This window comes from Ulvibacter litoralis, assembly GCF_900102055.1.
GTDB classification, from domain to species: domain Bacteria; phylum Bacteroidota; class Bacteroidia; order Flavobacteriales; family Flavobacteriaceae; genus Ulvibacter; species Ulvibacter litoralis.
Genome location: NZ_FNBA01000002.1, coordinates 565,940 through 590,949, shown reverse-complemented (window position 1 = coordinate 590,949; position 25,010 = coordinate 565,940). Strand labels below are relative to the sequence as shown.

Below are 25,010 nucleotides of genomic sequence, written 5' to 3'. Positions count from 1 at the left end.
ATGAAAGCATTAATTATAGACGACGAACAAAAAGCAAGGAAATTAATTCAAATCTTACTAGAAGAAAACTGTCCTGAAATTGAAACGATTTACAACGCAGGAAACCTAGAAGATGGTGTTGCGATTATCAAGCAAGAAAAGCCTGACTTGGTTTTTCTAGATATTGAAATGCCAAGACACTCCGGTTTGCAAATCTTAGAGTTTTTTGAAAATCAAGAAATTAATTTTCAAATTATCTTTATTACCGCTTATAACAAATATGCTGTAGATGCTTTTAAATTGAGTGCGATAGATTATTTATTAAAACCCGTTGATATATTTGAATTAAAAGAGGCCATAGCAAAAGCTATGGAAGCTTCTAAGAAGAATGACATCACGCAAAATTTAAAGCTTCTAAAGGAATCTTTCAAAAACCTTTCGAAACGAAAATTGGCATTGGAAGTTCCTAGAGGAATTATCTTTATCGACTACGAAGACATTCTCTATTTTGAAGCAGATTCGATGTACAGTCATGTGTATTTAAAAGACGGTTCAAAAGAGTTAATTGCCAAACCGCTCAAGTATTTTGTAGATCAATTAGCGCAGAACTCTAACTTTTACAGGCCACACCGCTCGTATATTGTGAATATTAATAGTATTAAAGAATTCAACAAAAAGGACGGAGGGTTTCTAATTATGAATGATGGTAAAAAACTGTCCATCGCTAGAGACAAAAAAGAAAGCTTCTTTCAAATCATGCGTGAATTGATGCGTTAAAAAGACGTTTTTATAGTTCTTTTGAAACTAAATAAACTGTATAGCAGAGATAAAAACATAATAATAACAACGCTTCCCATCGATCCAGTTTTTTTCTCTTCCCCGTAAACATTGCGATTATCAGAAAGATTGTCCCTCCAATCAAGATGAAGATATCTTGACTAAAATTCTGATTGAAGGTGATAGGGTGAATTAAGGAACTGATAGAAAGAATTAAAAGAATATTGAAAATATTGGAGCCAATCACGTTTCCAATAGCAATGTCGCTATTCTTTTTAGTGGCTGCCACGATGGAAGTTACCAATTCGGGCAAGGAAGTCCCAGCTGCAATGATGGTTAATCCTATAATCTTTTGGCTCACGCCTAGTTCCGTGGCAATATCGATACTGTAATCAACCACAAGCTTCCCTCCTAGTATGAGTCCGACAAATCCTAACAAAATGAAACCCCAGATTTTAACATTTGACATCGGAATAGTGACAATTGTTTCCGTTTTTTCGACTTTTAATTGACTGAAAACATAGTATAAAAAGAAAATAAATAGTGATAGGAATAAAATTCCGTCAAGTCTAGATATTTCTGAAACTTGCGTGCTAAAAAAATTAGTTGCAAGTACTAGAAAGAATATTGTAATGATAAGTGAGATTGGTATTTCTCTCCATGCTGTTGAAGACTGTACTGTAATTGGATACACCAATCCTGCTATCCCTAATATAATAAACAAGTTAAAGTTATTGCTGCCAATTACATTTCCTAATACTAGATCAGATAAACCATTGGCTGAAGCAACCGAGTTCACAACCAATTCTGGTGCAGAAGTACCAAAAGCAACAATTGTTAAACCTATTACCAAATCAGAAATATGATGCTTTCTTGCTAATGAAGCGGCGCCATCTACAAGCCAGTTGGCTCCAAAGATCAAACATACAAATCCGATTAAGACTAAAAGTATTGAAACGAGCATCGTATTTATTTTCTAATTAAAATTAAACATTAAAAACTGTAATTCATTGATTTAAAATTTTCAATAGCAGTAAATATGCATTTCTTCAATTCAAGATTTAGCACATTTTCCGAAGCAAACTTTTGATTTACTTCAATTTCAACGCCTATATAGTTCTTCGGAAACTGCTTTCCTAAATAGGTTGTAAATCCATCAGCTGACCCTAAATACGGATAATTGAAACGTACCTGTAAACTGGAATCTTGTTGCAAAAGTCCCTCTTTAAACTGTTTACAGAATTCTTGTTCTTTTTTTTTCTTCGAATCATATAATAAACCGATGTCACAGTTTCTTTTTTCTCCATGAAGTTTTGGCGTAAAACTATGAATGGAAAGATGAAGCACCGATTCACCATTTTCAATTTCGTTTTTGATGTTTTTTTCAACAGCTGCTCGGTATGGAACGTAATACGTTGTTATAAGTTCGGCTTTCTCTTTTTTAGAAAATTCCGAAGAAAATTCTGAAAAAAGATTTCTATGATGTAACGAGCGATTGAGTTCTATTAACAATCGCGATGTTGTACTAAAAAATGAAGCATCAGACAACGATTTCAAAAACTGAAAAAGATCTAAAGCTCCTAAATCATACCCACGATGGGTTTTTAGTACAGGAGTATGAAAGAAGTTTTTATAGGCTTTCGGAATTTTATTTCCTCCATGCTCACAGGTTAAAAGAAGTTTCACGATTGAAATAAGTTATTCGTCTTCAAACATTCTTGAAGTTGACGGTACACTGAAATAATGTGTTTTTCAGAAGTATCAGTACCAATGGCTTTTAATAATCGAGTGGCTAAAGTTCCTTCTTCCAAAATGAGCTCAATAGCATCGTGATGTGAAGGATGCAAGTTTGATTTTACAGTTTGATACAAATGCTTCCATACATCTTGTACAGTTGCAGGTGTTTTCATTCCGAATAATTTCAAATAGTCTTTATTTACAATTTGTAATTCTTCCCCTTGTTTTATAGCTGCGTCAAAAATTACAAACAGATCTTGTGCGGTCCAACTCTTTTGAGCTTGAAGGGAACAAAATTCTTTATTTACAATCGCTTTCAAAACTTCAATAATCAAAGCACAGATAGCAATATCAGCCTTCGGACACTCTTGAATATCGATAAGGCGTATTTCAATTGCGTTACGATCAAAACGTGCAATAGCACCTCGAGAATTCAGAAAATATTGATCTAGTATTTTATTTTTATCGTAAGGACCAATAGCTCGTTTTATAGGTTCAAAAATGGCTGTATGATACGTTTGTTTTGAAAATAGCTGCTCCGGAATAACAAGTCCTGTTAACTCTGGAATTTCCTTTTGGTTGGTTTTATAAAACTCCAATCGCGAGTCTTTAAAACCTGTTATTTTACCTTCCAAAACTGGAGAACTTGCACTAAGCCCTGGTATAAGTGGCAAAATGATACGTATGGCAGCATGTAATTTTTCAAATTCTGAATCGTCGAAAAAAGGCAAATTGATATGTGTACTCTGCACATTGCTCCAACCATGACCTTTACAATTAAAAATAGTGTTGTAAAGTGCATACACCTCACTATAGCTATGTTTCCAGAGTTGTGTATCGGTATTTGGGTTCATTAAAGGATGTGCTGCAGAACCTAATAATTGTAAATTTAGGGGTTGTAAGAGTTCATTAATTTCTAAAATATTTGCGTGGAATTTCTCCGATAAATCATCTGTGCTGTTTGCAGGGCCGTTGGTTTTTAGCTCAATAACGTGTGCTACAAGTTCGTTACTCCAAGCAATATCTCCATTTTCAATATCCGGAATTAATTCGCCCGCTTTTTTGATGAGCAGTTCATCCACTTGGGGTGCCACTTTGAAGCTATCATTGTTAACTAGCATGTATTCAAGTTCAATCCCGTAAACTTCGAATAAGTGATATGGTTTTGCCATGATTTATGTTAAGCGTTTTTTTAAGGCTGAAAGAATTTCAGTATAAATTAAATCACCATAATAGGCATCTTCAACCCCAAAATCAATATTTGGGTTGTCGTTAATCTCAATTACCATTAATTTACCGTCTACTACTTTAATATCGATGCCATAAAGACCTAATCCCATTAATTTTGCGGATTTCAGCGCTACATCGATTACATTTTTTGGAACGTCTTCAATAGGCAAACAATCGGCATCACCATCTTGTTCATTTTTATCGGTAGCTTTCCAATTATAGATCTGCCAATGGCCTTTCGCCATATAGTATTTACATGCGAAAAAAGGCTTGTTATCTAAAATTCCAATACGCCAATCATAGTCTGAAGGACAAAACTCCTGCGCGATAATTAAATCAGATTCTTTCAGCATTTCAGTCACCAAAACATCAAATTCTTCTTTGGTTTTAGCTTTTTTCACTCCAAAAGAAAAGGTTGAATCTGGTGCTTTTAACACGCATGGTAAGCCCGTTTGTGCTAACACAGCATTGCGATTGTTTGAATGTACAATCATGGTTTTAGGCGTACTAATGTTGGCATTTTGTAAAGCTTCGGCCATGTACACCTTATTGCAGCATTTTAAAATAGCATCTGGATAATCTACAATAGCAATCCCTTCTTGCTGTGCTTTACGCGCAAAAGTGTAGGCTTCATTATTTACTTCGGTGCTTTGGCGAATAAATAACGCGTCAAACGAAGAAAGTCGTGATAAATCTTTAGGTTCAACAATTTCAACATAAATATTCATCTTCTCGGCCACCTCTACAAACTTTTTTAAAGCTTTGGGGTTGCTTGGGGGCGCAGGATCGTTTGGATTCACCAAAATTGCCAAATCGAAATCGTAATTGGCTACTTTCACGGTATCGTATCGTTTTTTAGCGAAATACTGATTGGCAAATTCATGGACACTCGGCATATGTTCGGCAGAAATTTCAGATTCTGAGATCGCTCTTATGCTTTGAATGTTCCATTTTGTAGTATGATTAAAATTGACACGTAAAAATGGTACTTGAAAATGTTTGTAAAATAGCGCACTCAAGGCTTTGTATTTTTGAGCTACGTTTTGTCCAAAGTAAATACTCAACGTAAAATCTTGCGATTTAATGTTTTTTAAGCTTTGTTGGATTACATCGTCAAACTCGTCGGAAACGATTCGAACAAGCTTCAAGGCTTTAAGATCCACAATATTTCTTGTGGTTGGAATTGGTAAATGACCTCTGGCTTCCGCCAAAAGTGACACGTAATATCCTTTAGATTGATACGAGTAGTCTTTACACAAATTAAAAATTCGTGCATTTTTTAAAAGAGCATACTTTGGATTTGTAAGATAATCTTGGGAGGAAATCACTGTAATATTATCAATTGAAAAATTCCATTTTTCAGGTTGATTTACAACAATATATTTGTTCATTCAGAGCGCGATACGCTATTAAAATTTTGAGTAAATGTAATCTATTTTTTGAATCCAACTATACTTACAATTAATTATTTTAAATAGGTCCTCACGTCTTATTTTCGATTGAATTTTAGGAAAGTTACTAGCATTTACACTACGTGTACAACATTGATAGCCAAAACATAACGCAGGGGTTTCAATTATTTTAAAAATCATATCTTCTAGTTTGTATTTTGAGGTTACTTTCGTAGCTATTTTATTTTTTTCTCTTCGGAAAATGAAGTGTTTTTTTTCTAAATGATGTTCTATATCTAATCATATTTTTAACAACTACTATTATAGATTGAATCTAAATACATTGTATCGTTATTTTAGGTGCAAATTATTTATATTTGATATACACAAAAAACCAACTCTATCTTTCTTAATGCCTAAAAAACAATCATTTTTTAGCACTCTTTTTAATAAGAAAAATACCATTGATGTTCTATTTTATTTTTCTTTTTTAGCGACTATTATAGTTAGTCTTTTAATGAATAAAGAAGAATTATTATATGTGCTACCACTTACTATTATAATCATTATTATAAAATACTTAAGTTTAACAAAGAAAAAAGCAAGGCCTCTTTTCATTTTTGCTTTGCTTACAATGTTAGCTTCAGATGTATTGTCTTTATATTCTTTTGAAAAATACTTTGCATGGACAGCAATATTAACTTCTACGAGTTTAATTTGTTATACCCTAAGTCTTAAAAAGTATTTAAATAAAAGTAAATTAAGATCCATCCTTTCATTATCTGTCTTACTAAGTGTTTTATTAATTAGTTATGTTTTATATACAGTACTTGATTTATTAGTACTTAACGTATCAGACAATCAATTGTATTTTACATTTCTTTGTTCAATTAGCTTAATTATCTATATCGTAACCACTTCTATTATATATATAAATGATAATTATAAAAACGGTATCATAATACTTACTTCAGGTATATTTACATTTATACAAATGACATTAATTATTGTTAATGAGTTTTTATATTTTGCAAAAGCAATTACAGTAATAGCTATTATATGTCATATCCTAGCCGTATATCTCTTGATGAACTTTGTGGCTAAAACGAAAGTCATCAAACCTGAAGATATCGTGGAAAAATATATTTAATACTTCAAAACACTATTCCACAACTTTTCAGCACCTTCTCTTTTTCCTAATCATATACTGATAAAGTTTTATTCCGTTTTAGCGACCAATTTGAGCCTCATACTTTATTTATAAAATTCTTTAATGAATAAAAAATAAGGTTCACTGAATTGCAACCTTCATTCACTGAAAGCATAAAATTGGTACTATTTTAATACGCACTTTTGAGGTTCAATACTTAAAACAGGAACCCATGAAATTTAAATTCAATAATATCAGATTCCTACTTTCAGCTTTAGCAATCATCATTGTTTGTTTTATTGCTTGTAGTAGTGACGATTCAACTACTGAAACGGAAACGAGTACCAACGAAGGTACTGTGGTAAATGTAGATGCCTCAAAATTTTTAACAAACACTTCCGCAGTAACCATTACAACAGTGCCTTGCACCCTGTCTGACGGAACTGTAACAGAATGCTATCAAATAGTTACAAGTAGTACCCCTTCCGATCACGAGATGGGACCTTGGTGTCCTGATAATATTTCTGACGACGCCTCTGCAGGAGGAATTTGGTTAGAAAATGGTCAAGTATATGACGTAGATGGTGCTTTTATTGAAAATATGGCTTCATTTTATAATGATACTACTTGGCATATGTACGATGCGAATGGAGCTATTTATACTACTGAAACATTAGAAGATTGCGCCAATGCAGCAAATCCAGAAGTAGGTGAAGAATACGAGAATTTTTGCGTCGAATGTTTACCTTCTTATGTTGCAGATTTAACCCAAACCTATTTGCTTCCAATTACTCCTGTGAAACAAAGTACTGCGACTAATTTTAGTTTCGGAGGGCCTCCAGGCCAAAGCAACGGACCTACACAACGTGGAATTGCTTTTAACGGAGTTGTTTTTGACGCTCCTGCACCAACCGATGCTATTTTAGGAGCGTATACCCTAGCGCCTTTTGACGATGCTGGAGGACATATCAATTTAAATGCTGGATATCACTATCATGCTACAACGGGAGTGTCTACACAAATTGCTCAAGAGGATTCGCATGCACCTATGATTGGGTATGCAATGGACGGTCACGGATTTTATGCACAATTAGATGCTGATGGTAATGAACCTACCGACTTAGACGATTGTAGAGGTCATTATGATGAAACTAGAGGATATCACTATCATGCAGATGCTCCTGGAAGCAATAACTTTTTAGATTGTTTGTACGGCGCTTATGCTGAATAAAACTTAAGAACTCATGTTTAAAAAAATCATTTTTTTACTTTGTATTATAACTACTCTTTCAGCAAAGGCACATCAACCAGATGTTTCTACAACGATGCTGGTTGAGAAAGAGAACAACACGTGGGTACTACAAATTAGTGCTTCACTTTCAGCTTTTCAGCAAGAAATAAAGACTCATTTTTCTGAAACTCCCTATAAAACACCAGAGGAGTTTCAGCAAATGGTTTTAGAACATTTCAAGAAAAATATTTTTATTCAATTTAATGAAAATCAAATGGCAACATTAAGTGATGGTTATGTAAGATTAGGCCATGAAACCAAAGTTGTTTTTGAAGTTTTTAATGTCCCTTCGGAACAAACTTCCGTAGAAATTAAAAATAGTGCTTTTAAAGATATTCATAGAAACCAAAGTGCCTTGGTCCTATTGAAAGATGGTTTTAATAAAGAACATTTCATTTTAAATAATGCAAACGAACATACTGTAACGCTAGCCATAACGACAGATCGATTTATTGAAACAGCAGAGACAAAACCTACTTATTTCTCTTCAAAAATGCTCGTTGTTTCTTTAGCAATTTTACTATTGGTGTCTTGTTTTGCTATGGTTAAAAAGAAATATAAGGAACGAAAGGTTTTTCAGAAGTAAGAAATCAAACCAAATGATACGTAACAAAAATGTTGCTTCAATACGAAAGCAACATTTTTGTTTTATAGGAAATACGCTAAAAAATCACCAAGACTTTTTAGGAACACTTTCTTCTCGTAAAATCCACGGATTTACAGTAGTTAGGTTATTGTCTAAATTGAAAACAGAATAATAACGCATTAAATTGTCTGGATTGTTTGGATCAACACGAATAGGAACTTCCACCTCTTGTTGATTGCTTTTATGTATGGAAAAACTGTCTATAACCAACTCCCATTCATTATTCCGAAGTACAAATAAGAAGTATTTTCTAAATTCGTCTTTATTTATGGTTGCTGAAAACAATAAAAAATCTCTATCACTTCCTGGTAAACTAAGCGATGTTAGATAACCACCTATTGTATTAAAAACGACTAACGGTTTACAATTTTTAGTATCAAAATTAATCGTGGTACATTCCGCAGCAACATCGACCGAACTAATGTGTGCATTAAATTTAATTCTATCACCATTAAAATCGGCATATACTTTCTGACTTTTTGCCACTGAAGATCTTTCCAATCCTTTAAAGGATTTTCCTGTTTGCTTTTTGTTTTTCAATGCTTGATCGGCTTCCGCTTCACCTATTTTTTCAATAAATACACGATGTATTTTTAAAGCCCCTACGCTACTAGTATCAATAGTCTCCTTAACTAAATAAGTGTTAGGGTTTTCCGGACTTAACCTTTCTTTCAGAATAGTATTTTTAGTTGGTACGATGGTAATACTAGCTGCCCCTTCAGAAAAGGAAGGCGTTCTACTCAAATCGTCTGCGTTTTCAATTTCACCAATCAATAAAACGGGAGTCTCTTTTTCTGTGAAATCTTCTAGGGAAGTAAAAGTACGTTCTTGTGTATCCGTATTATTTTCTTTTGGAGTAATAAGTAAGGTTGATGACTTTTTAGGTGCTATACTTTCTGTTGCTTGTTTTTCTTTTGCCAATAATAATGATTCAATCCGTTTTTGCTCAAGTAGCAATTGACTAATGCTCTCTTTTAATGCTTCAAGTCTCTCATTAATACGATCATCTTCACTTTGTGAACTGGAAACTGAATCCTTTTCTTCATTAAAAAACAAATTCCGAATTTCATTTTCTTCTCTAGCATCTTTTTCAGCAATAGACTCCGCTCCCATTGCATCGTTAGGTCCTTGATCTTGACTGAAAACCTGTCCAAAATTCAAGAAACAAACAACACATAAAAACCCTAAAAGTCTATTTGGTTTCGGTGTATTCACTTATTAGAATAATTTGTAAATCGCTGGGGAAGAATGTATTGCGATATTTAAAATTAACTTAAATAATTAAACTATCCTAATTTAAATGTCAATCAAATCATTAATTCTTCAAAAATAACTCTTCAGAAGTAGCTAATAAACAATATGTTACACGTTTAGATTGATGTAAAGTGGTCTTTCTCTTCGGAAAATGCCACAGAAAACTTTCTGCCTATTCATAAAAAAAGGAGCATAATCTATTACAGACTACCCTCCTTTCACACTAACCAACCAAAAAATTAACTTTTATTCCATTTCTATAATACCAACGACTTCATAGGCTCTAGTACCATTAACCTGTACTTTTTCGTATAAAATTGTTGCGTATTCATAATAGGTTTCCCCATCAATAACCACTTTTTCATAATCCTCAGGAAGTTCATATACAAGGGTACCCACTTCAGGATTTACCACCTCGTATTGATTGTTGATTTGAACATAGAAAACCCCATTTGCATTGTAATAATTGTGAGTGCTATATTGTATTCTTCTATAATTTGTTGGCAATACCTTTACTCTAAAACCAACCTTTGGCGCAATTACAATATATCTTCCTCTAGACTGTGTATAGTATTTATTATTTGCATAATAGTATTGTTGTCCATTATGATTCACCACCGTTCTATTTGGAACAGTTCGTACCGATACTACTTTCTTTTTAGGTGTCTTGTAAGTCACCTTTGTACTCGGTACTCTTTTACTAACAGTACTTCTTTTTGTAGTTGTTGATACCACAACTTTCTCTTTCGTCGTTTTTCTAGATTGTGCTGAAACTTGAGACGAAAAAGCCACTAAAAAAATAACTACTACTAAATATCCTTTATTAAATGCTTTCATAATTCCTCGAATTTAAAATTAAACTGTTTCTGTTTGTCAATTCTTTGACTACAGTATGTCGCTATGGTTTAAAGAAATTATGGGCTAAAAGGAAGGGAATAGACGAACAACATTGTTACATCTTCTAATTAGGTGATTTTATAGATGAATATGTTATAAATTGAGCGAATTATTTGCTACAAATTCTAAAAATTTAGGCTTGTACTGCTCCGAAACTGTGATGCGTTGGTTATTGATAATAATCTGACTCCGCTCTATTACTTCTATATTTTTTAACGACACAATAAAAGACCGATGTACGCGCATAAAATGGCTTTCTGGCAATTCTTCTTGTAGCGATTTTAAACTCATCAATGTTAAAATAGGCTTCGGATTGTCCTTTAACCATATTTTGATATAATCCTTTAATCCTTCAAAATACAATACATCGGAGAGTTTAATTCGCAATTGTTTGTATTCAGATTTTACAAAAAGGAATTCTTTTTGTTCGGAAAGTGTCGTTTCCACTTTTCCATTTACCATTGAAAACCAGGTGCTCGCCTTGTTCGCAGCAGCCAAAAATTCGGCATAATCAAAAGGCTTCAATAAATAATCTAACGCCTCCACCTTAAAACCTTCTAATGCGTATTGATCAAAAGCAGTGGTGAAAATAACGCGTGTGTTTTTGGGAAGCATTTTTGAAAATTCAATCCCTGTTAAATCTGGCATTTGTATGTCTAAAAAAAGGAGATCTACAGGTTGTTCTTTTAAAAACTCCATCGCTTCAATCGCACTACTACACTTTTTCTTTAAGTTTAAAAACGGTGTTTTTTCCACATAACTTTCCACCAAATTAAGCGCCATAGGCTCATCATCAACAATAACACAAGTAATTTTTTGAGTACTCATAATTTAAGTGGTTTCTATTTCTAAGGTTACTATAAAACGATTGTCTTTTTCAATGGTATGAAACTCATGCTTCCCAGAGTATAATAATTCAAGTCGTTTCTTTAAATTTTGAAGTCCGATTCCTGAACCACTTTTATCGTCTGTTTTCTTCGGAAAGTTATCGTTTTCAACAGAAAATAATACTGTGCTGCCATCAGATGTCATCGTAATCGTAATTTCACTTTCCTTTGTAGAAGATACGCCATGTTTGAAGGCATTTTCTATCAATGAAATAAACAATAAAGGTGCAATTTGAATTCCAGTCTCTTCCGAAGGGAAACTATAATGGACTTTCGTCTTGTCAGACACCCGTAATTTCATTAAATCGATATATTTTTTAAGAAAATCAATTTCTTTTGAAAGAGAAACAACCTCCAAGTTTGTTTCATAGAGCATGTAACGCATCAATTTACTCAAACTGTGAATCGACGATTTTGCCTGATCTGGAGAAATATCGACTAACGAATAAATGTTGTTTAATGAGTTAAAAAAGAAATGGGGTTGCAATTGATAATGCAAATGTTGCAACTCAGATTGAAGCTTAAAAGTAAGCGCTTCCTTCCGTTCAGCTTCCGTTCTAATCCATCTTTTGGTTGATTTTAAAGCAATTGAAAAGAACAAAGGCGCCATATATGACAACACTTGTATGTACATCGCCATTTTAAATGGAGGACCTCCTCCATCCTCATTCTCAGAACGTCTTTTTATGATATCCTTAAAAAAAATATCTTCTATGTTTTCTTTCAAAAATAAAAACAACGCAATGATCGCAGTATTGATAACGATAAACTGTATCATTTTTTTAGGAAATAAAAACCGGTCTATCAGTACAAAATAATTGAGATAGAAGATGATTGCCGAAAACATTAATGGAATCCAAAAGTGAGCTACTAGCCTGCTAACATCTTGTTCTTGCCCATACGATAATAAGTAAGGCAAGCAGACTAGCATGAGCCAAACTAATAAATGTGATAATACGGTTATGTTTTTATTCTGATACATCGTTTTTTATTCGTAACGTAAAGCAGTTATTGGATCTAAAGCTGATGCTTTTCTAGCAGGATACCATCCAAAGAAGATACCTGTTACTGCACAAACTGCAAAAGATATGACAATAGAATACAAGGCTACACTGGTAGGCCAATGTAAGAATTTTTCAATAAAAACGGTGGCTCCTAAGCCCAATAATACGCCTAAAAGACCTCCCGTAATGCTTATTAAAATCGCTTCAATTAAAAACTGCATTAAAATATCTGAGCCTTTCCCACCAACTGCCATCCGCAATCCAATCTCCTTAGTACGTTCTTTTACTGAAACATACATAATATTCATAATACCAATTCCCCCAATTAGTAAGGATATACTCGCCACAGCAACTAATAGAATTGTAAGCATTTCGCTGGTAGAACTAAAGGTTGAAATCAATTCTTCCATAGAGCGCACATGAAAATCATCGTCTTCACTATCGGCTAATTTATGCTGTGTCCGCAAAATTTCAGTCAGTTCTATCACAGCTTCTGGTGCATCTTCTTCACTTATAGCCGACGCAATTATCTGATTTAAATGATCAATAGCCAAAATACGCTTTTGAACGGTGGTATAAGGCGCAATTACAACATCGTCTTGATCTTGTCCAAAGGTATTTTCTCCTTTTTCTTCTAACACACCAATCACTTTAAACGGAATGTTATTAAAACGAATCATTTGTCCTACAGGGTCTTGACCATCGGGAAACACATTGTCCACGACCGTTTGACCAATTAAAGCCACTTTAGAAGCCAATTGCACTTCTTGATCGGTGAACATACTTCCACTTTGCAAATCGATTACTTTGATGTTCAAATAATCAGGATTCACGCCATAGATAGAAGACGGCCAGTTATTAGAACCGTTAATCACCTGACCTTTCCCCTCCACCATTGGAGAACTATAACTTAATAAGGTAGATTGTTTTTTTATCGCCTCATAATCGCTCAAAGTAAGCGATTCCATGACGCTTGCTTCTTGTCGAACCCCTCCACGAGTATCGGCTCCAGCTTTAATGGTAATCATATTAGAACCCATTGCTGAGATGGTAGTACGAATACTTTCCTTAGACCCCTCTCCAATGGCCAACATAGCGATTACAGAAGCGACACCAATGATAATACCCAACATGGTTAGCAGTGTTCTCATTTTATTAAGAACAATGGCTTTAAACGCGATTTTTAATAGATTTAATAGTCTCATAATTAATGATCTTCTTTAGGTAATTTTGCTAATTCATTGGCTGCCGATTGAATGTCCTCATTCTGATAATCTTTAATAACAGTTCCATCTTTTAAGACAATAGTTCTACTACTAAAGGTTGCGATGTCAGGCTCATGTGTCACAAAAGTGATGGTAATGCCTTGTTTGTTTAATTCCTGAAACAAAGACATAATCTCATATGAAGTTCGCGTATCTAAGTTTCCGGTGGCTTCATCTGCTAATATCATCACAGGATTATTAACCAACGATCTAGCAATGGCAACTCTTTGTTGTTGTCCTCCTGAAAGCTGTGAAGGTGTGTGATGCAATCGATCTCCTAATCCCACCATTTCTAATGCTTTAATAGCTCTTTCTCGTCGTTCTGACGTAGATACTTTACTATTGTATAATAAAGGCAATTCTACATTTTCGATAGCAGAAGTTCTTGCCAATAAGTTATACGACTGAAAAATAAACCCAATCTTTTCATTTCTAATAGTCGCAAGTTCGTTTCTGCTTAAGTCCTTCATTTTTACTCCATCTATTTCATACAATCCAGAAGTGGGTTGATCCAAACATCCTAAGATGTTCAACATGGTACTCTTTCCCGAACCACTAGACCCCATGATGGTGACAAACTCTCCTTCATTAATGGTAAATGAAATCCCCTTTAACGCGTGTACGGTTTCAGTACTCATTCTAAACTCACGTTTTAAGTCTTTAATTTTTATGATTTCTTTGCTCATGACTTATTTTTTTTTGTTGCCTCCTGGTCGTTGTGGCATAAATGGACTTTCGCTGGTAGCTGCTGCATTAGCTTCAGATTTAGCAACGCCTTTTAAGCTATATACTAACTTGTCCCCTTCTGAAATGCCACTTAATACCTGTACATTAACACCATCACTCGCTCCTAAAGTGACTGTTTTAGGAGTAATGCTTCCATTGCTTCCTAATACCCAAAGGGTCGTTTCTTCTCTAGAAGGTCTATTATTGCTAGCCTCTAATTGATGCTGTGCGTTATAACTAGTTAAAATCTCTCGTTCTGGCTTAAAGTTGATCGCTTTAGCTTCCGCAGTTAACACATCATTTAACTCTAAAGTATAGATTGAAATGGTTGCTGTTAATCCTGGTTTTAACTTCAAGTCTGGATTGTCTGCTTTAATAACAACCGTGTAGGTTACTACATTTGAAGTGACTGTTGGATCTAATCGAACCTGCGTAACCAAACCTTCAAACGTTTCACCTATGTACGCATCTACGGTAAAGCTTACACGTTGCCCTTCTTTTACTTGTCCTATATCTGCTTCATCTACATCTGCTTCTACTTGCATTTCTTTTAAATCTTGAGCAATGGTAAATAAGGTCGGCGTACTTAAACTTGCCGCAACAGTTTGCCCTTCATCAATCGCTCTAGACAATACCACTCCATCTATTGGCGAATAGATATTGGCATATTCTAAATTGGTTCTGGCTTGCTGTAAGTCTGAATACCGTTGAGTCACCGTTCCCTTTGCAGTTTGATAATTATATTCAGCTTCATCAAAATCAGATTTACTAATGACTTGATTGTCAAACAATGTTTTTTGTCGGTCGTAAATAGTTTTAGCGTAGTTTCTCTGACTCACAGCATTATCATACGCAGCTTGTGCTTGTGTTTTAGCGGCATTCAGATTGGTTTTATCCAATTCGGCAATTAATTGCCCTTCGGTAACAACGCTGTTATAGTCTACATATATTTTTTCTACAACTCCAGATACTTGTGTACCTACTTCTACTTGCGTAATAGGCTCAATGGTTCCGGTTGCTGTGACCATAGTGGTTACGTTTCCTTTTTTGGCAGTAACTGTTTTGGCTTCAATAACAACACTAGTATCTCCTTTTAAAAAGCTATAGGCTCCAAAAGCTACTACTACTAATACGATAGAGCCGATTATGATGTTTTTTTTATTTTTCATGATGCTTAAATTTGAATGTCGTTTCCTTGGTAAAACTGTAATAATTGATGGTATAAAACTGTTAGATATTTTGCTTGCAAATAGTTTTGCTCAGCATTGGTATAGGTGTTCTGGCTAATCACTAAATCTGTAGTGCTTAACCCTCCTAATTCATATTTTTTCTGCGCTAATTTGTACGACTGTTCAGCGGCCGCTCTTGAAGCTTCTGCTGCTAGTAATTGCTCTTGCGATGAGAGTGCATTTTGGTAGGCAGTCTCCACTTTTAAATACACCTCTTTCTCTGTGGTTTGTTTTTCAATTTGCGCTTTTTCAATTTGTATCCCCGCCGTTTTTACAGCCGATTTGGTTTGATTTCTATTGAAAATTGGGATACTTAAAGAAAGTGCGATTTTCTGATTGAAATTAAAGTCAAACTGATCGCTAAAGGTGCTTTCATTGATACTTGTATAACCAGAACCGATACTTCCATTTAGAGATAAAGTGGGTAAATACCCTCCTTTAACAATATCTAATTCTTTTTCTTTGGAAGCGATATCTAAATTACTAACTTCAATTTCTGGCAAGAAATTAAGTGCCTTTGCATAAATATCATTTTTGTTAAGTTCCAACTTAATCAAATCCATTGTTTCGTCTAAAGTTTCAATCTCGATGTCTTCTGAAGGTGGCAACTCTAACAATTGTTTTAGGGCAATGATATACTGTTGGTAGTTGTTTTTTGCTGAAATAACATTGTACTTATTGGTAGCCGCCTGACTCTGAGCCTCCGTATAGTCGCTTAACGCAATAGAACCTGCGTCTAACCGTGCTTTTGCTCGTAACACTTCTTTTTCCGAAGCAATTAAATTGTTTTCAGCGATCGTGATTCCTTCTTTACTGTATAAGGTTTGTAAGTAGGTTTCTAACAGACTTATAACAATGTTGTTTTTTGCTTCTTCTTCTAAAAAAGCACTTTGCTGAAGTAAGATTTTATTCTGCTGAATCTGATTGTTCAATTGATTTCCTTGAAACAAGGTTACTGAACTCGTAATTCCAACATTGGTACTGTTAATTTGATCGGTTACAAAATCACTCGTAATCGGATCGATGGTGTTTCCGCTAGAAAAACTTTGGGAAGCATTACCAAACAAATTAGGAAGCCTTGCCGACTTTGCTCTGTTGTAATCTACTTCGGCAATATTTTTACTTAACGAAGCATTTTTAACGGTAATATTATTATCGATTGCATACGAAATACAATCTTCTAACGACCAAACTTTCGTTTCAGAAGTAGGTGTTACATCTTGCGCAAAAGCGAACTGTGTCACTAAAAAGGTTGCTATGATGGCATATAATTTCATTTTGAGAGTGTTTTCAATTAACACTTCAAAGGTGAATCTTTATACCTATATACTAAATTGAAATAGACGTTTGCCCTTATTGCCTATACAAAAAGCCTTGTTCTATCGATGAGATTTTTAAACAACTATTAAATACAGTTAAAAGGCTTGATTATTCACTTTATTATTGATTATTTCGTAAAAAAATAGATATGACAATTTTTGTGGATATGGATGATGTGTTAGCAGATACCTATAGCAAACACATCGAACTATATAATAAAGAGCATAAAAAAGAGCTTTCTTTAGCTCAAATTACATCGGGCGAAGTCTGGCAAAACGTACCAGAAATACACAAAGGAAGCATCATGGAACATGCAAATCAACCTGGCTTTTTTAGGGATTTAAAACCCATAAAAGATAGCCAAACTGTAATGGAGGCACTTTATGCCAAACATGAGGTTTATATTGCGACTGCTGCCACCCAATTTCCTAATTCTTTAAAAGAAAAAAGTGATTGGTTAGATCAATATTTTCCATTTATCACTTGGCAACATCGCATTATGTGTGGTCACAAATTTATTCTGAAAGGAGATTTATTAATTGATGACAGAACCTACAACTTAGATAAATTTGACGGAGATACATTATTGTTTACTTCACCCCATAACGCCTTAGATAATGGCTATACGCGCGTTTCAACGTGGCTAAAAATTGCAGAGCGTTTGTTGTAGCTTATAAAAATAATAAGCTGACAAATTCCACAAAAAACTAATCAACAAGGGATTTTTAAAAATAGAGTAATATCTAGGCAAACGCCTTTTCCCAACCAAATGCCTCTATTATTTCTTCATAAACTACTTTGCCTGAAATAATATTCAATCCTTTTTGAAGACTTGCATCTTGTTCGCAAGCAGCTTCCCAACCCATATTTGCTAATTTTAAACAGTAAGGAAAGGTAACATTAGTCAATGCCACCGTAGAAGTATATGGTACTGCTCCAGGCATATTTGCTACAGAATAATGTACAACATCATCTATAATATAAATAGGGTCTTCATGGGTTGTCGGTCTTGTCGTTTCTACACATCCTCCTTGATCTACTGCTACATCTACAATAACCGTTCCTGGACGCATTTCTTTTAACATGTCTCGTGTAATTAAGTTGGGAGCTTTAGCACCTTTAAGCAACACACCTCCAATAATTAAATCATGCGTTTTAATATGTTTTCTAATATTAAACTCATTTGAGAACTCGGTAACCACATGTGGTGGCATTACATCGTTTACATAGCGTAAGCGTTTCATATTCACATCCATAATGGTAACGTGAGCTCCTAAGCCTGCTGCCATTTTTGCAGCTTGTATTCCCACTACTCCAGCACCTAAAATCAATACTTTTCCTGGAGCAACCCCTGGTACACCTCCTAAAAGTACCCCACGGCCTTTTACAGGTTTTTCTAAATATTTTGCTCCTTGTTGTATTGCCAATCTACCTGCTACTTCAGACATAGGTGTTAACAATGGTAAACTACCATCGGCATCCTCAACAGTCTCATAGGCAATACAAATGGCTTTTGCCTTAATCATTGCTTTGGTTAATGATTCACTAGAAGCAAAATGAAAATAGGTAAACAATAGCTGTCCCTCTTTTATCAATTCATATTCCTCCTCAATAGGTTCTTTTACCTTCACAATCATCTCACTTAAACCATAGACTTCTGCTATAGAATCTAGAACAACCGCACCTGCTTTTTGATAATCTGTATTGAAAAAACCACTGCCTTCTCCAGCACCAGATTGTACATAAACCTTATGATCCTTTTTTACTAGTTCAAAAACTCCAGCAGGAGTCATACCCACTCTACTTTCGTTGTTCTTAATCTCTTTAGGAATACCAATAATCATATTTATATGTTTTTAATTAAAATGCAAAGCAGTATAATTTTTAGCAATATATAAATAAATTGATTTAAAAACATAGGGGTACCCTAATAAAATATACATTTTTTATAAAACCACCCCTATTTTAAATAGGGGTTATGTTTAAAATATAAATTTTAATAAATTAAACCAACGGGGTTTATTATTAAATATGAATTACTAGATTACCATAATCATTACTCAAACTTGGATCGAATTTCCTCCAAACACAACTCGTGAATACTCCCCAAATGACTGTGTTTTTTAGTCATATCCGGCAAATACGTTCCCGCCTGAACCTGTGCTCCTATTTGCTGATACGCCTCTCGAAACGAAACACCTTCAACCACCAAATTATTAATACTATCTACCGTAAATAAGTATTGGTATTTTTCATCTGTGAGATCTATATCTTTCACTTCTATTTGCTGAATTGAATAATTGAAAATGATCAGAATATCTTTTACCGTTTCAATGGCAGCAATCATGTTTTCTTTCAGCAACTGAAAGTCACGATGATACCCACTTGGCAGGTTGTTTGTAATCATAATCATCTCTGTTTGAAGCGCCTGAATCTTATTACATTTCCCTCTGATGAGTTCAAAAACATCGGGATTCTTCTTATGCGGCATGATGCTACTACCAGTCGTTAACTCGTCTGGGAACGAAATAAATCCAAAATTCTGACTCATATACAAACAAATATCCATCGCAAATCGAGACATGGTATTGCACAATCCACCCAACGTGGCTGCAATTGTTCGTTCACTTTTCCCTCTACTTAGTTGCGCAGCAACCACATTGTATTTTAAGGTTTCAAATCCCAATTCTGAAGTCGTAAACGCTCTGTCAATTGGAAAAGAACTCCCATAACCCGCTGCCGATCCCAACGGATTCTGATTTACGGTTCTTAATGTTGCATTCAGCATGTGTACATCGTCAATTAACAACTCTGCATAGGCCGAAAACCACAATCCGAAAGAAGAAGGCATGGCAACTTGCAAGTGTGTATAGCCTGGTAACAGACTGTTTTTATGAGTTTCTGCGAGTCCTAAAAGAGTTGCGAAAAAGATATGTGTGAGTTCTTTTATTTCAATCAAATTTTCTTTGTAGAAGAGTTGTAACGCCACTAAAACCTGATCGTTTCTAGAGCGTGCGGTATGGATTTTCTTTCCAACTTCGCCATATCGTTCAGTTAATTCAAATTCTATTTTTGAATGTACATCTTCAAATTGAGCCTCTATCACAAAGGTTCCTTCTTCAATTTGTGTGTTTAAAATGGCCAATCCTTCCGTTAATTGTTGCAATTCTTCCGCAGTAATAATCCCTATTTTATGCAACATTTTTGCATGCGCCAACGATGCTTGCACATCATATTTTGCAATGTGTATGTCTATTTCACGGTCGTTTCCAACGGTAAATTGTTCTATTTTTTTATCTATCGAAATTCCTTTGTCCCAAAGTTTCATACGGTTATTTTTAAAGTATTTTTTCTATTAATTTTATGTATAGTTGAATGCCTTCTTCTATTTCGTGCACGTAAATAAATTCGTCAGCAGAATGCGATCGGGTGCTATCACCAGGACCTAATTTTAAGGAAGGACACGTTAATGTCGCTTGATCAGACAAAGTGGGCGAACCGTAGGTTTCTCGTCCTAATTCAATGCCTGAAACCACCAACGGATGCGTTACTGGAATAGACGACGAATTCAATCGAATACTTCTAGGCACAATGCTAGAACAAGGTGCTTCTTTCTGAAGAATCTCCACAATTTCTGCATTCGTATATTGATCGTTTACCCGAACATCTACCACTAATTTCACTTCGGAAGGCACCGCGTTATGTTGTTTACCAGCGTTAATTTGAGTGACCGTCATTTTTACATCACCCAACGTCGCTGAGGTTTTTTTGAAGCGATACTCTTGAAACCATTGCAATACAGAAATCGAATTGTAAATCGCATTATCATCATTTGGATGCGCTGCATGACTCGGCGTTCCTTTCACTTCAGCATCAAACACCACCAAGCCTTTTTCGGCTACGGCGAGGTTCAGTAAAGTAGGTTCGCCCACAATGGCAACATCCACTTTTGGAATCACCGCCAACATACTATTCAGCCCCTTGGGGCCACTACTCTCTTCTTCCGCAGACGCTACTAGCACCAAATTGTACTTCATATCTTTCCGAAGGTAGAAATAGGCAAATGTCGCTAATAATGACACCAAACAACCGCCGGCATCGTTACTACCAAGGCCATACAATTTTCCTTTTTCCACGATGGCTTTAAACGGGTCTTTGGTATATGCATTATTGGGTTTCACTGTGTCGTGATGTGAATTTAAGAGCAAGGTTGGCTTGCTTTCGTCAAAATATTTATTAATCGCCCAAACATTGTTATTGGTGCGGTTATAATCAATTTCATGTTGCTGAAACCAGTGTTCAATATGCAAAGCCGTTTTATCTTCTTCGGAAGAAAACGAGGGCGTTTCAATCAACGTTTTTAATAATGCTATCGCTTCTTTTGTTAGTTTTTCTATCATTTTTGAAGAGTTGTATGTTTGGTTTCAGTAGTAAAAAGCATTTCAGGGGTTCCAATACACACTTTTGCAACCTTGTTTTGAAGTGCATAAAAGCAATTGTCTAACTTCGGAAGCATTCCTGCTACAATCACACCCGAATTTTTTAATTCTTGGTAGGTCATCGATGTGATAGTTTCAATGACTGAATCAGCATCGGTAACATCTCGCAAAACGCCTTGTTTTTCAAAGCAGTAATACAATTCTGTTACATACGTTGAAGCAAATGCAATCGCTACTTCTGAAGCAATGGTGTCTGCATTGGTGTTGAGTAATTGCCCTTTGCCATCGTGTGTTATTGCCGAAAAGACAGGTGTATTCTTATTATTCAGAAGCAATTCTAATAGTGCTGTTTCTACTTTTACCACATCGCCCGCAAAACCATAATCAATTGGAATGACAGGTCTTATTTCTGAACGTATGGTGTTTCCATCGGCTCCCGTAAACCCCACTGCATTACAACCATGAGCTTGCAATTTTGCAACAATATTTTTATTGATTTTACCCGCATACACCATGGTAATAATATCTAAGGTTTCAGCATTTGTAATACGTCTTCCTTCAATCATAGTCACGTCAACATTGAGTTGTTGAGCCAGTGACGTTGCTAGTTTACCGCCTCCGTGGACTAGTATTTTCGGACCTTCAATCGTGGCAAAATCTTTCAGAAATGAAGACAACACCGCTTCAGTATCGATGATGTTCCCTCCTATTTTTATAATTTTTAGTGTTTTCATGTTTTAAAATGTATGCGATTCATCAAGTGTTATCGAGAAATCTCGACTGCGCCCGATCTGACAATTATAATTCCTCCAGAATTTGTTTTAATACCACTTGAGCGGCAAAAGTTCTATTGTTGGCTTGTTGTAGGACTAACGAATTAGTTCCATCCAATACAGCATCTTCAACCACCACATTTCTTCGTACAGGCAAACAATGCATAAATTTTGCAGTTCCCAGTTTTTTCTGTGTCATCATCCAATGTTTGTCCTGACTCAAAATCTTTCCGTAGTCTGAATAACTGCTCCAATTTTTTACATACACAAAATCGGCATCCTGTAACGCTTCCTCTTGATTGTAATTAATGGATGTTTTTTTCGTGATTTCAGGATCTAATTCATAGCCTTCAGGGTGCGTAATACTAAAATCCACATCGAGAAGCTGCATCATTTCTACAAACGAATTGGCCACCGCTTGTGGCAATGCTTTTGGATGCGGGGCCCAGGATAAAACAACCTTAGGTTTCGGTGTGTTTGCAAATTCTGAAATAGTAATCGCATCTGCCAATGCCTGCAACGGATGCGCCATTGCACTTTCCATGTTGATAATAGGAACCGTAGCGTATTTTTCAAAGCTAGAAAGCACCCATTCTGATTGGTCTTTTTCCTTATCGGTCAGACTCGGAAAAGCTCTAACCGCAATAATATCGGCATATTGCGACAAAACACCTGCAGCTTCTTTAATGTGTTCTGAAGTATTGGCATTCATAATCGTTCCGTCTTCAAATTCGAGGTTCCAAGCGTCATTTACATTCAAAATCATCACTTCTAAACCAAGGTTTCTAGCTGCCTTTTCAGTGCTTAAACGAGTTCGTAAACTGGAATTAAAAAACAATAGAAGTATCGTTTTATGTTTCCCTAAAGTTTCAAATTCATGTGGATTTTTCTTTAATGAAATTGCCTCTTTTATGGTTTCTGAAAGATTCGATATGTCTTTAATTTCTGTGTATTTTTTCATTTGGTGTACGTTGTTGGTTGTAAACTAACGCGATTCTGAAATAAATTCAGAATGACGTTATATTGTGTGATTCTCTTGCAAGTTCAGAATGACGTTAGCTTATAATTCTTTTTCCAATGCTTCAAAAAAGACATCAACATGCTTTTTCTGAAGGGTTAATGGCGGAAGGATTCTAATTAAATTTGGATTGTTAGAACTTCCCGTAAAAATATGATGGGTAAACAGTAATTTTTTCCGAAGTTCTGACACGGGAAACTCAAACTCTAATCCCAACATCAAACCGCGACCTTTAATTTGCTTCACTTTTGAAAGTTTTTCAGCCTTCCTCATAAAATACGCTGAAACTTCTTTTGTATTTTCTAATAGGTTTTCACTTTCAAGAACCTCCAAAACGGCCAATGAAGCCGCACACGCCAAGTGATTCCCGCCAAACGTGGTTCCCAACAATCCGAAGGAAGCTTTAATGGACGGGTGAATCAAAATTCCGCCCACAGGAAATCCATTTCCCATCCCTTTTGCCATCGAAATAATATCGGGTGTAATTCCATGTTTCTGAAAGGCAAAGAAATCGCCTGTTCGTCCAAATCCTGATTGTACTTCGTCTGCGATTAATAAGGTGTTGTACTTTTTGCACAATTGCGACAGTCCTTGATAGAATTCTGTAGTGCTTTCGTCCAAACCACCTACACCTTGAATGTATTCAATAATCACCGCACACGTTTCTTCTTGTTTCAAAATGCTTTCTACAGCTTCTAAATCGCCTAAGGCTACAAAATTAACCACTTGCTGTGCGTTTAAAGCCGCTACAATCTTAGGGTTATCGGTTGCTGCGACCGCCGCTGAGGTTCTTCCGTGGAAAGAGTTATTAAAAGCGAGTATGTTCTTCTTCCCCGTTTGAAAAGACGCCAATTTTAAGGCATTTTCATTGGCTTCAGCACCCGAATTGCATAAAAACAACTCATAATCAGCACATTTTGAAACTTCTACTAATGTATTCGCTAAGGCTGTTTGCAACGGATTCTGAATCGCATTGCTATAAAATCCAAGCTTTTCAACCTGATTGGAAATTGCTTTTACGTAAGTAGGATGTGAATGTCCGATAGAAATCACAGCATGACCGCCATATAAATCTAAATATTCGATGTCCTTTTCATCGTATACATAGACATCTTTCGCTCGAATTGGCGTAATATCAAACAAGGGATATACATTAAATAAACTCATATCTGCTCTTCTTTTATGGTACTAATCTTGTTAAATGAAGCGATCATTCCTTGAATTAAGGAAGAACTCAATCCTTTGTGTTCCATTTCGTTTAACCCTTCTATGGTACAGCCTTTTGGCGTGGTTACTCGGTCAATTTCTTCTTCTGGATGATTTCCATTGGTGATTAATAAATTGGCAGCCCCTTCCGACGTATACATCGCCAATTCTTGTGCTTCTTTCGCATCAAACCCCAACTGAATGGCCGCTTGTGTGGTGGCACGAATAAGCCGCATCCAAAAGGCAATTCCGCTGGCACAAACAACGGTAGCAGCTTGCATTTGTGTTTCTGGAATGCACAGCGAATGTCCCAATCGGTTAAAAATTGCTTCGGCGACTTTAATTCGTTTTTCCCCTTTGGTATTACTACACAAACACGTCATCGATTTACCCACAGCAATGGCAGTATTGGGCATGGCTCGAATAATGAACTGATTCTCCCCTACAATACTTTCAATTTTAGCAATGGTAAATCCTGTAACGGTCGAAATCAACACATGATTTTCAGTTAAAAAGGGAGCTATACTTATTAAAATCTCTTCAAAATGAGACGGCTGTATGGCAAAAATTAATATGTCCGATTTCTGAACAGCTTCATTATTATCGGTAGTAAGCGTTACATTTTTATATCCTTCAAATTCTGAAATCCCTTCCAACGCACGTTTGGTGAGGTATAAGGTGGTAATTGCATTGTTGGCAATCAATCCTTTTGCAATCGATTTACCAAGATTTCCGGTTCCTATAATGGCTATTTTCATAATTATTGACCGCCTAAGCAGTTCTATTTTAAA

At 35.4% G+C, this 25,010-nt stretch carries 24 protein-coding genes; 5 read left to right on the top strand and 19 right to left on the bottom strand.

Features of this window, described 5'->3' with window-relative positions; translation table 11 throughout:
• Complete coding sequence (locus tag BLQ00_RS08785) at positions 1-756, top strand: LytR/AlgR family response regulator transcription factor (RefSeq protein ID WP_093143948.1); 756 nt, start codon at positions 1-3, stop codon at positions 754-756.
• Positions 757-766: 10 nt separating this feature from the next.
• On the opposite strand, the gene BLQ00_RS08780 is transcribed toward BLQ00_RS08785, so the two are convergent.
• From BLQ00_RS08780 to BLQ00_RS08765, 4 genes are read right to left on the bottom strand one after another with little or no spacing between them, the layout of a single operon-like run.
• The gene (locus BLQ00_RS08780; RefSeq protein WP_093143249.1) at positions 767-1,720 is read right to left on the bottom strand and encodes a calcium/sodium antiporter; all 954 of its coding nucleotides are present in this window, start codon (positions 1,718-1,720) and stop codon (positions 767-769) included.
• A gap of 29 nt (positions 1,721-1,749) precedes the next feature.
• Complete coding sequence (locus BLQ00_RS08775; protein WP_093143247.1) at positions 1,750-2,442, bottom strand: N-formylglutamate amidohydrolase; 693 nt, start codon at positions 2,440-2,442, stop codon at positions 1,750-1,752.
• Positions 2,439-3,665, bottom strand: coding sequence for a glutamate-cysteine ligase family protein (locus tag BLQ00_RS08770; protein WP_093143244.1), 1,227 nt, complete (start codon positions 3,663-3,665; stop codon positions 2,439-2,441). Before BLQ00_RS08770 ends, BLQ00_RS08775 begins: the two co-directional genes overlap by 4 nt.
• 3 nt (positions 3,666-3,668) lie before the next feature.
• Positions 3,669-5,114 carry a RimK family protein gene (locus BLQ00_RS08765; RefSeq protein ID WP_093143242.1) on the bottom strand — a complete coding sequence of 482 codons (1,446 nt, stop codon included), beginning with the start codon at positions 5,112-5,114 and terminating at the stop codon, positions 3,669-3,671.
• A gap of 412 nt (positions 5,115-5,526) precedes the next feature.
• Between BLQ00_RS08765 and BLQ00_RS08760 the strand changes: the two genes are divergently transcribed.
• From BLQ00_RS08760 to BLQ00_RS08750, 3 genes are all read left to right on the top strand, one after another.
• Entirely contained in the window at positions 5,527-6,264 is a 738-nt protein-coding gene (locus tag BLQ00_RS08760) for a hypothetical protein (RefSeq protein WP_093143239.1), read from the top strand.
• A gap of 232 nt (positions 6,265-6,496) precedes the next feature.
• On the top strand, positions 6,497-7,495 hold the full coding sequence (locus tag BLQ00_RS08755; RefSeq protein WP_093143237.1) for a YHYH protein: 999 nt from the start codon (positions 6,497-6,499) through the stop codon (positions 7,493-7,495).
• A 13-nt stretch (positions 7,496-7,508) separates the two neighbouring features.
• A complete protein-coding gene (locus tag BLQ00_RS08750; protein ID WP_093143234.1) occupies positions 7,509-8,141 on the top strand; it encodes a DUF6702 family protein in 633 nt (210 codons plus the stop codon).
• An 84-nt stretch (positions 8,142-8,225) separates the two neighbouring features.
• Here the strand turns inward: BLQ00_RS08750 and BLQ00_RS08745 are convergent, their stop codons facing one another.
• The 8 genes from BLQ00_RS08745 to BLQ00_RS08710 form a co-directional block, all read right to left on the bottom strand.
• Positions 8,226-9,416, bottom strand: a complete 1,191-nt coding sequence (locus BLQ00_RS08745; protein WP_139149380.1) for a hypothetical protein — start codon at positions 9,414-9,416, stop codon at positions 8,226-8,228.
• Between the two features lie 285 nt (positions 9,417-9,701).
• Positions 9,702-10,292 (bottom strand): DUF6515 family protein, encoded by a 591-nt coding sequence (locus BLQ00_RS08740; protein ID WP_093143229.1) that lies wholly within the window; start codon positions 10,290-10,292, stop codon positions 9,702-9,704.
• 153 nt (positions 10,293-10,445) lie between these two features.
• Positions 10,446-11,180, bottom strand: a complete 735-nt coding sequence (locus BLQ00_RS08735) for a LytR/AlgR family response regulator transcription factor (RefSeq protein ID WP_093143227.1) — start codon at positions 11,178-11,180, stop codon at positions 10,446-10,448.
• Between the two features lie 3 nt (positions 11,181-11,183).
• Positions 11,184-12,221 (bottom strand): sensor histidine kinase, encoded by a 1,038-nt coding sequence (locus BLQ00_RS08730; protein ID WP_093143224.1) that lies wholly within the window; start codon positions 12,219-12,221, stop codon positions 11,184-11,186.
• Between the two features lie 6 nt (positions 12,222-12,227).
• The gene (locus BLQ00_RS08725; protein ID WP_093143222.1) at positions 12,228-13,448 is read right to left on the bottom strand and encodes an ABC transporter permease; all 1,221 of its coding nucleotides are present in this window, start codon (positions 13,446-13,448) and stop codon (positions 12,228-12,230) included.
• Positions 13,449-13,450: 2 nt separating this feature from the next.
• A complete protein-coding gene (locus BLQ00_RS08720) occupies positions 13,451-14,194 on the bottom strand; it encodes an ABC transporter ATP-binding protein (RefSeq protein ID WP_093143219.1) in 744 nt (247 codons plus the stop codon).
• 3 nt (positions 14,195-14,197) lie between these two features.
• The gene (locus BLQ00_RS08715) at positions 14,198-15,403 is read right to left on the bottom strand and encodes an efflux RND transporter periplasmic adaptor subunit (protein ID WP_229792602.1); all 1,206 of its coding nucleotides are present in this window, start codon (positions 15,401-15,403) and stop codon (positions 14,198-14,200) included.
• A 5-nt stretch (positions 15,404-15,408) separates the two neighbouring features.
• A complete protein-coding gene (locus BLQ00_RS08710) occupies positions 15,409-16,740 on the bottom strand; it encodes a TolC family protein (protein WP_093143215.1) in 1,332 nt (443 codons plus the stop codon).
• Positions 16,741-16,931: 191 nt separating this feature from the next.
• Here BLQ00_RS08710 and BLQ00_RS08705 point away from each other — a divergent pair, with 191 nt between their 5' ends.
• Positions 16,932-17,453, top strand: coding sequence for a 5' nucleotidase, NT5C type (locus BLQ00_RS08705; RefSeq protein ID WP_093143212.1), 522 nt, complete (start codon positions 16,932-16,934; stop codon positions 17,451-17,453).
• 73 nt (positions 17,454-17,526) lie between these two features.
• On the opposite strand, the gene ald is transcribed toward BLQ00_RS08705, so the two are convergent.
• The 7 genes from ald to proC all read right to left on the bottom strand — a co-directional run bounded on the left by ald (position 17,527) and on the right by proC (position 24,977).
• Positions 17,527-18,627, bottom strand: a complete 1,101-nt coding sequence (ald, locus tag BLQ00_RS08700; protein ID WP_093143210.1) for an alanine dehydrogenase — start codon at positions 18,625-18,627, stop codon at positions 17,527-17,529.
• A gap of 212 nt (positions 18,628-18,839) precedes the next feature.
• Complete coding sequence (gene argH, locus BLQ00_RS08695; protein ID WP_093143207.1) at positions 18,840-20,111, bottom strand: argininosuccinate lyase; 1,272 nt, start codon at positions 20,109-20,111, stop codon at positions 18,840-18,842.
• Positions 20,112-20,121: 10 nt separating this feature from the next.
• Positions 20,122-21,183: a M20 family metallo-hydrolase gene (locus BLQ00_RS08690; protein WP_093143205.1), complete on the bottom strand. Its 1,062-nt coding sequence runs from the start codon at positions 21,181-21,183 to the stop codon at positions 20,122-20,124.
• Positions 21,180-21,956, bottom strand: a complete 777-nt coding sequence (argB, locus tag BLQ00_RS08685) for an acetylglutamate kinase (protein ID WP_093143202.1) — start codon at positions 21,954-21,956, stop codon at positions 21,180-21,182. Before argB ends, BLQ00_RS08690 begins: the two co-directional genes overlap by 4 nt.
• Positions 21,957-22,020: 64 nt before the next feature.
• Positions 22,021-22,956 (bottom strand): N-acetylornithine carbamoyltransferase, encoded by a 936-nt coding sequence (locus BLQ00_RS08680; protein ID WP_093143199.1) that lies wholly within the window; start codon positions 22,954-22,956, stop codon positions 22,021-22,023.
• A gap of 99 nt (positions 22,957-23,055) precedes the next feature.
• Positions 23,056-24,180, bottom strand: a complete 1,125-nt coding sequence (locus tag BLQ00_RS08675; protein ID WP_093143197.1) for an aspartate aminotransferase family protein — start codon at positions 24,178-24,180, stop codon at positions 23,056-23,058.
• Positions 24,177-24,977, bottom strand: a complete 801-nt coding sequence (gene proC / locus BLQ00_RS08670; protein WP_093143194.1) for a pyrroline-5-carboxylate reductase — start codon at positions 24,975-24,977, stop codon at positions 24,177-24,179. Before proC ends, BLQ00_RS08675 begins: the two co-directional genes overlap by 4 nt.
• Positions 24,978-25,010: the final 33 nt, after the last annotated feature.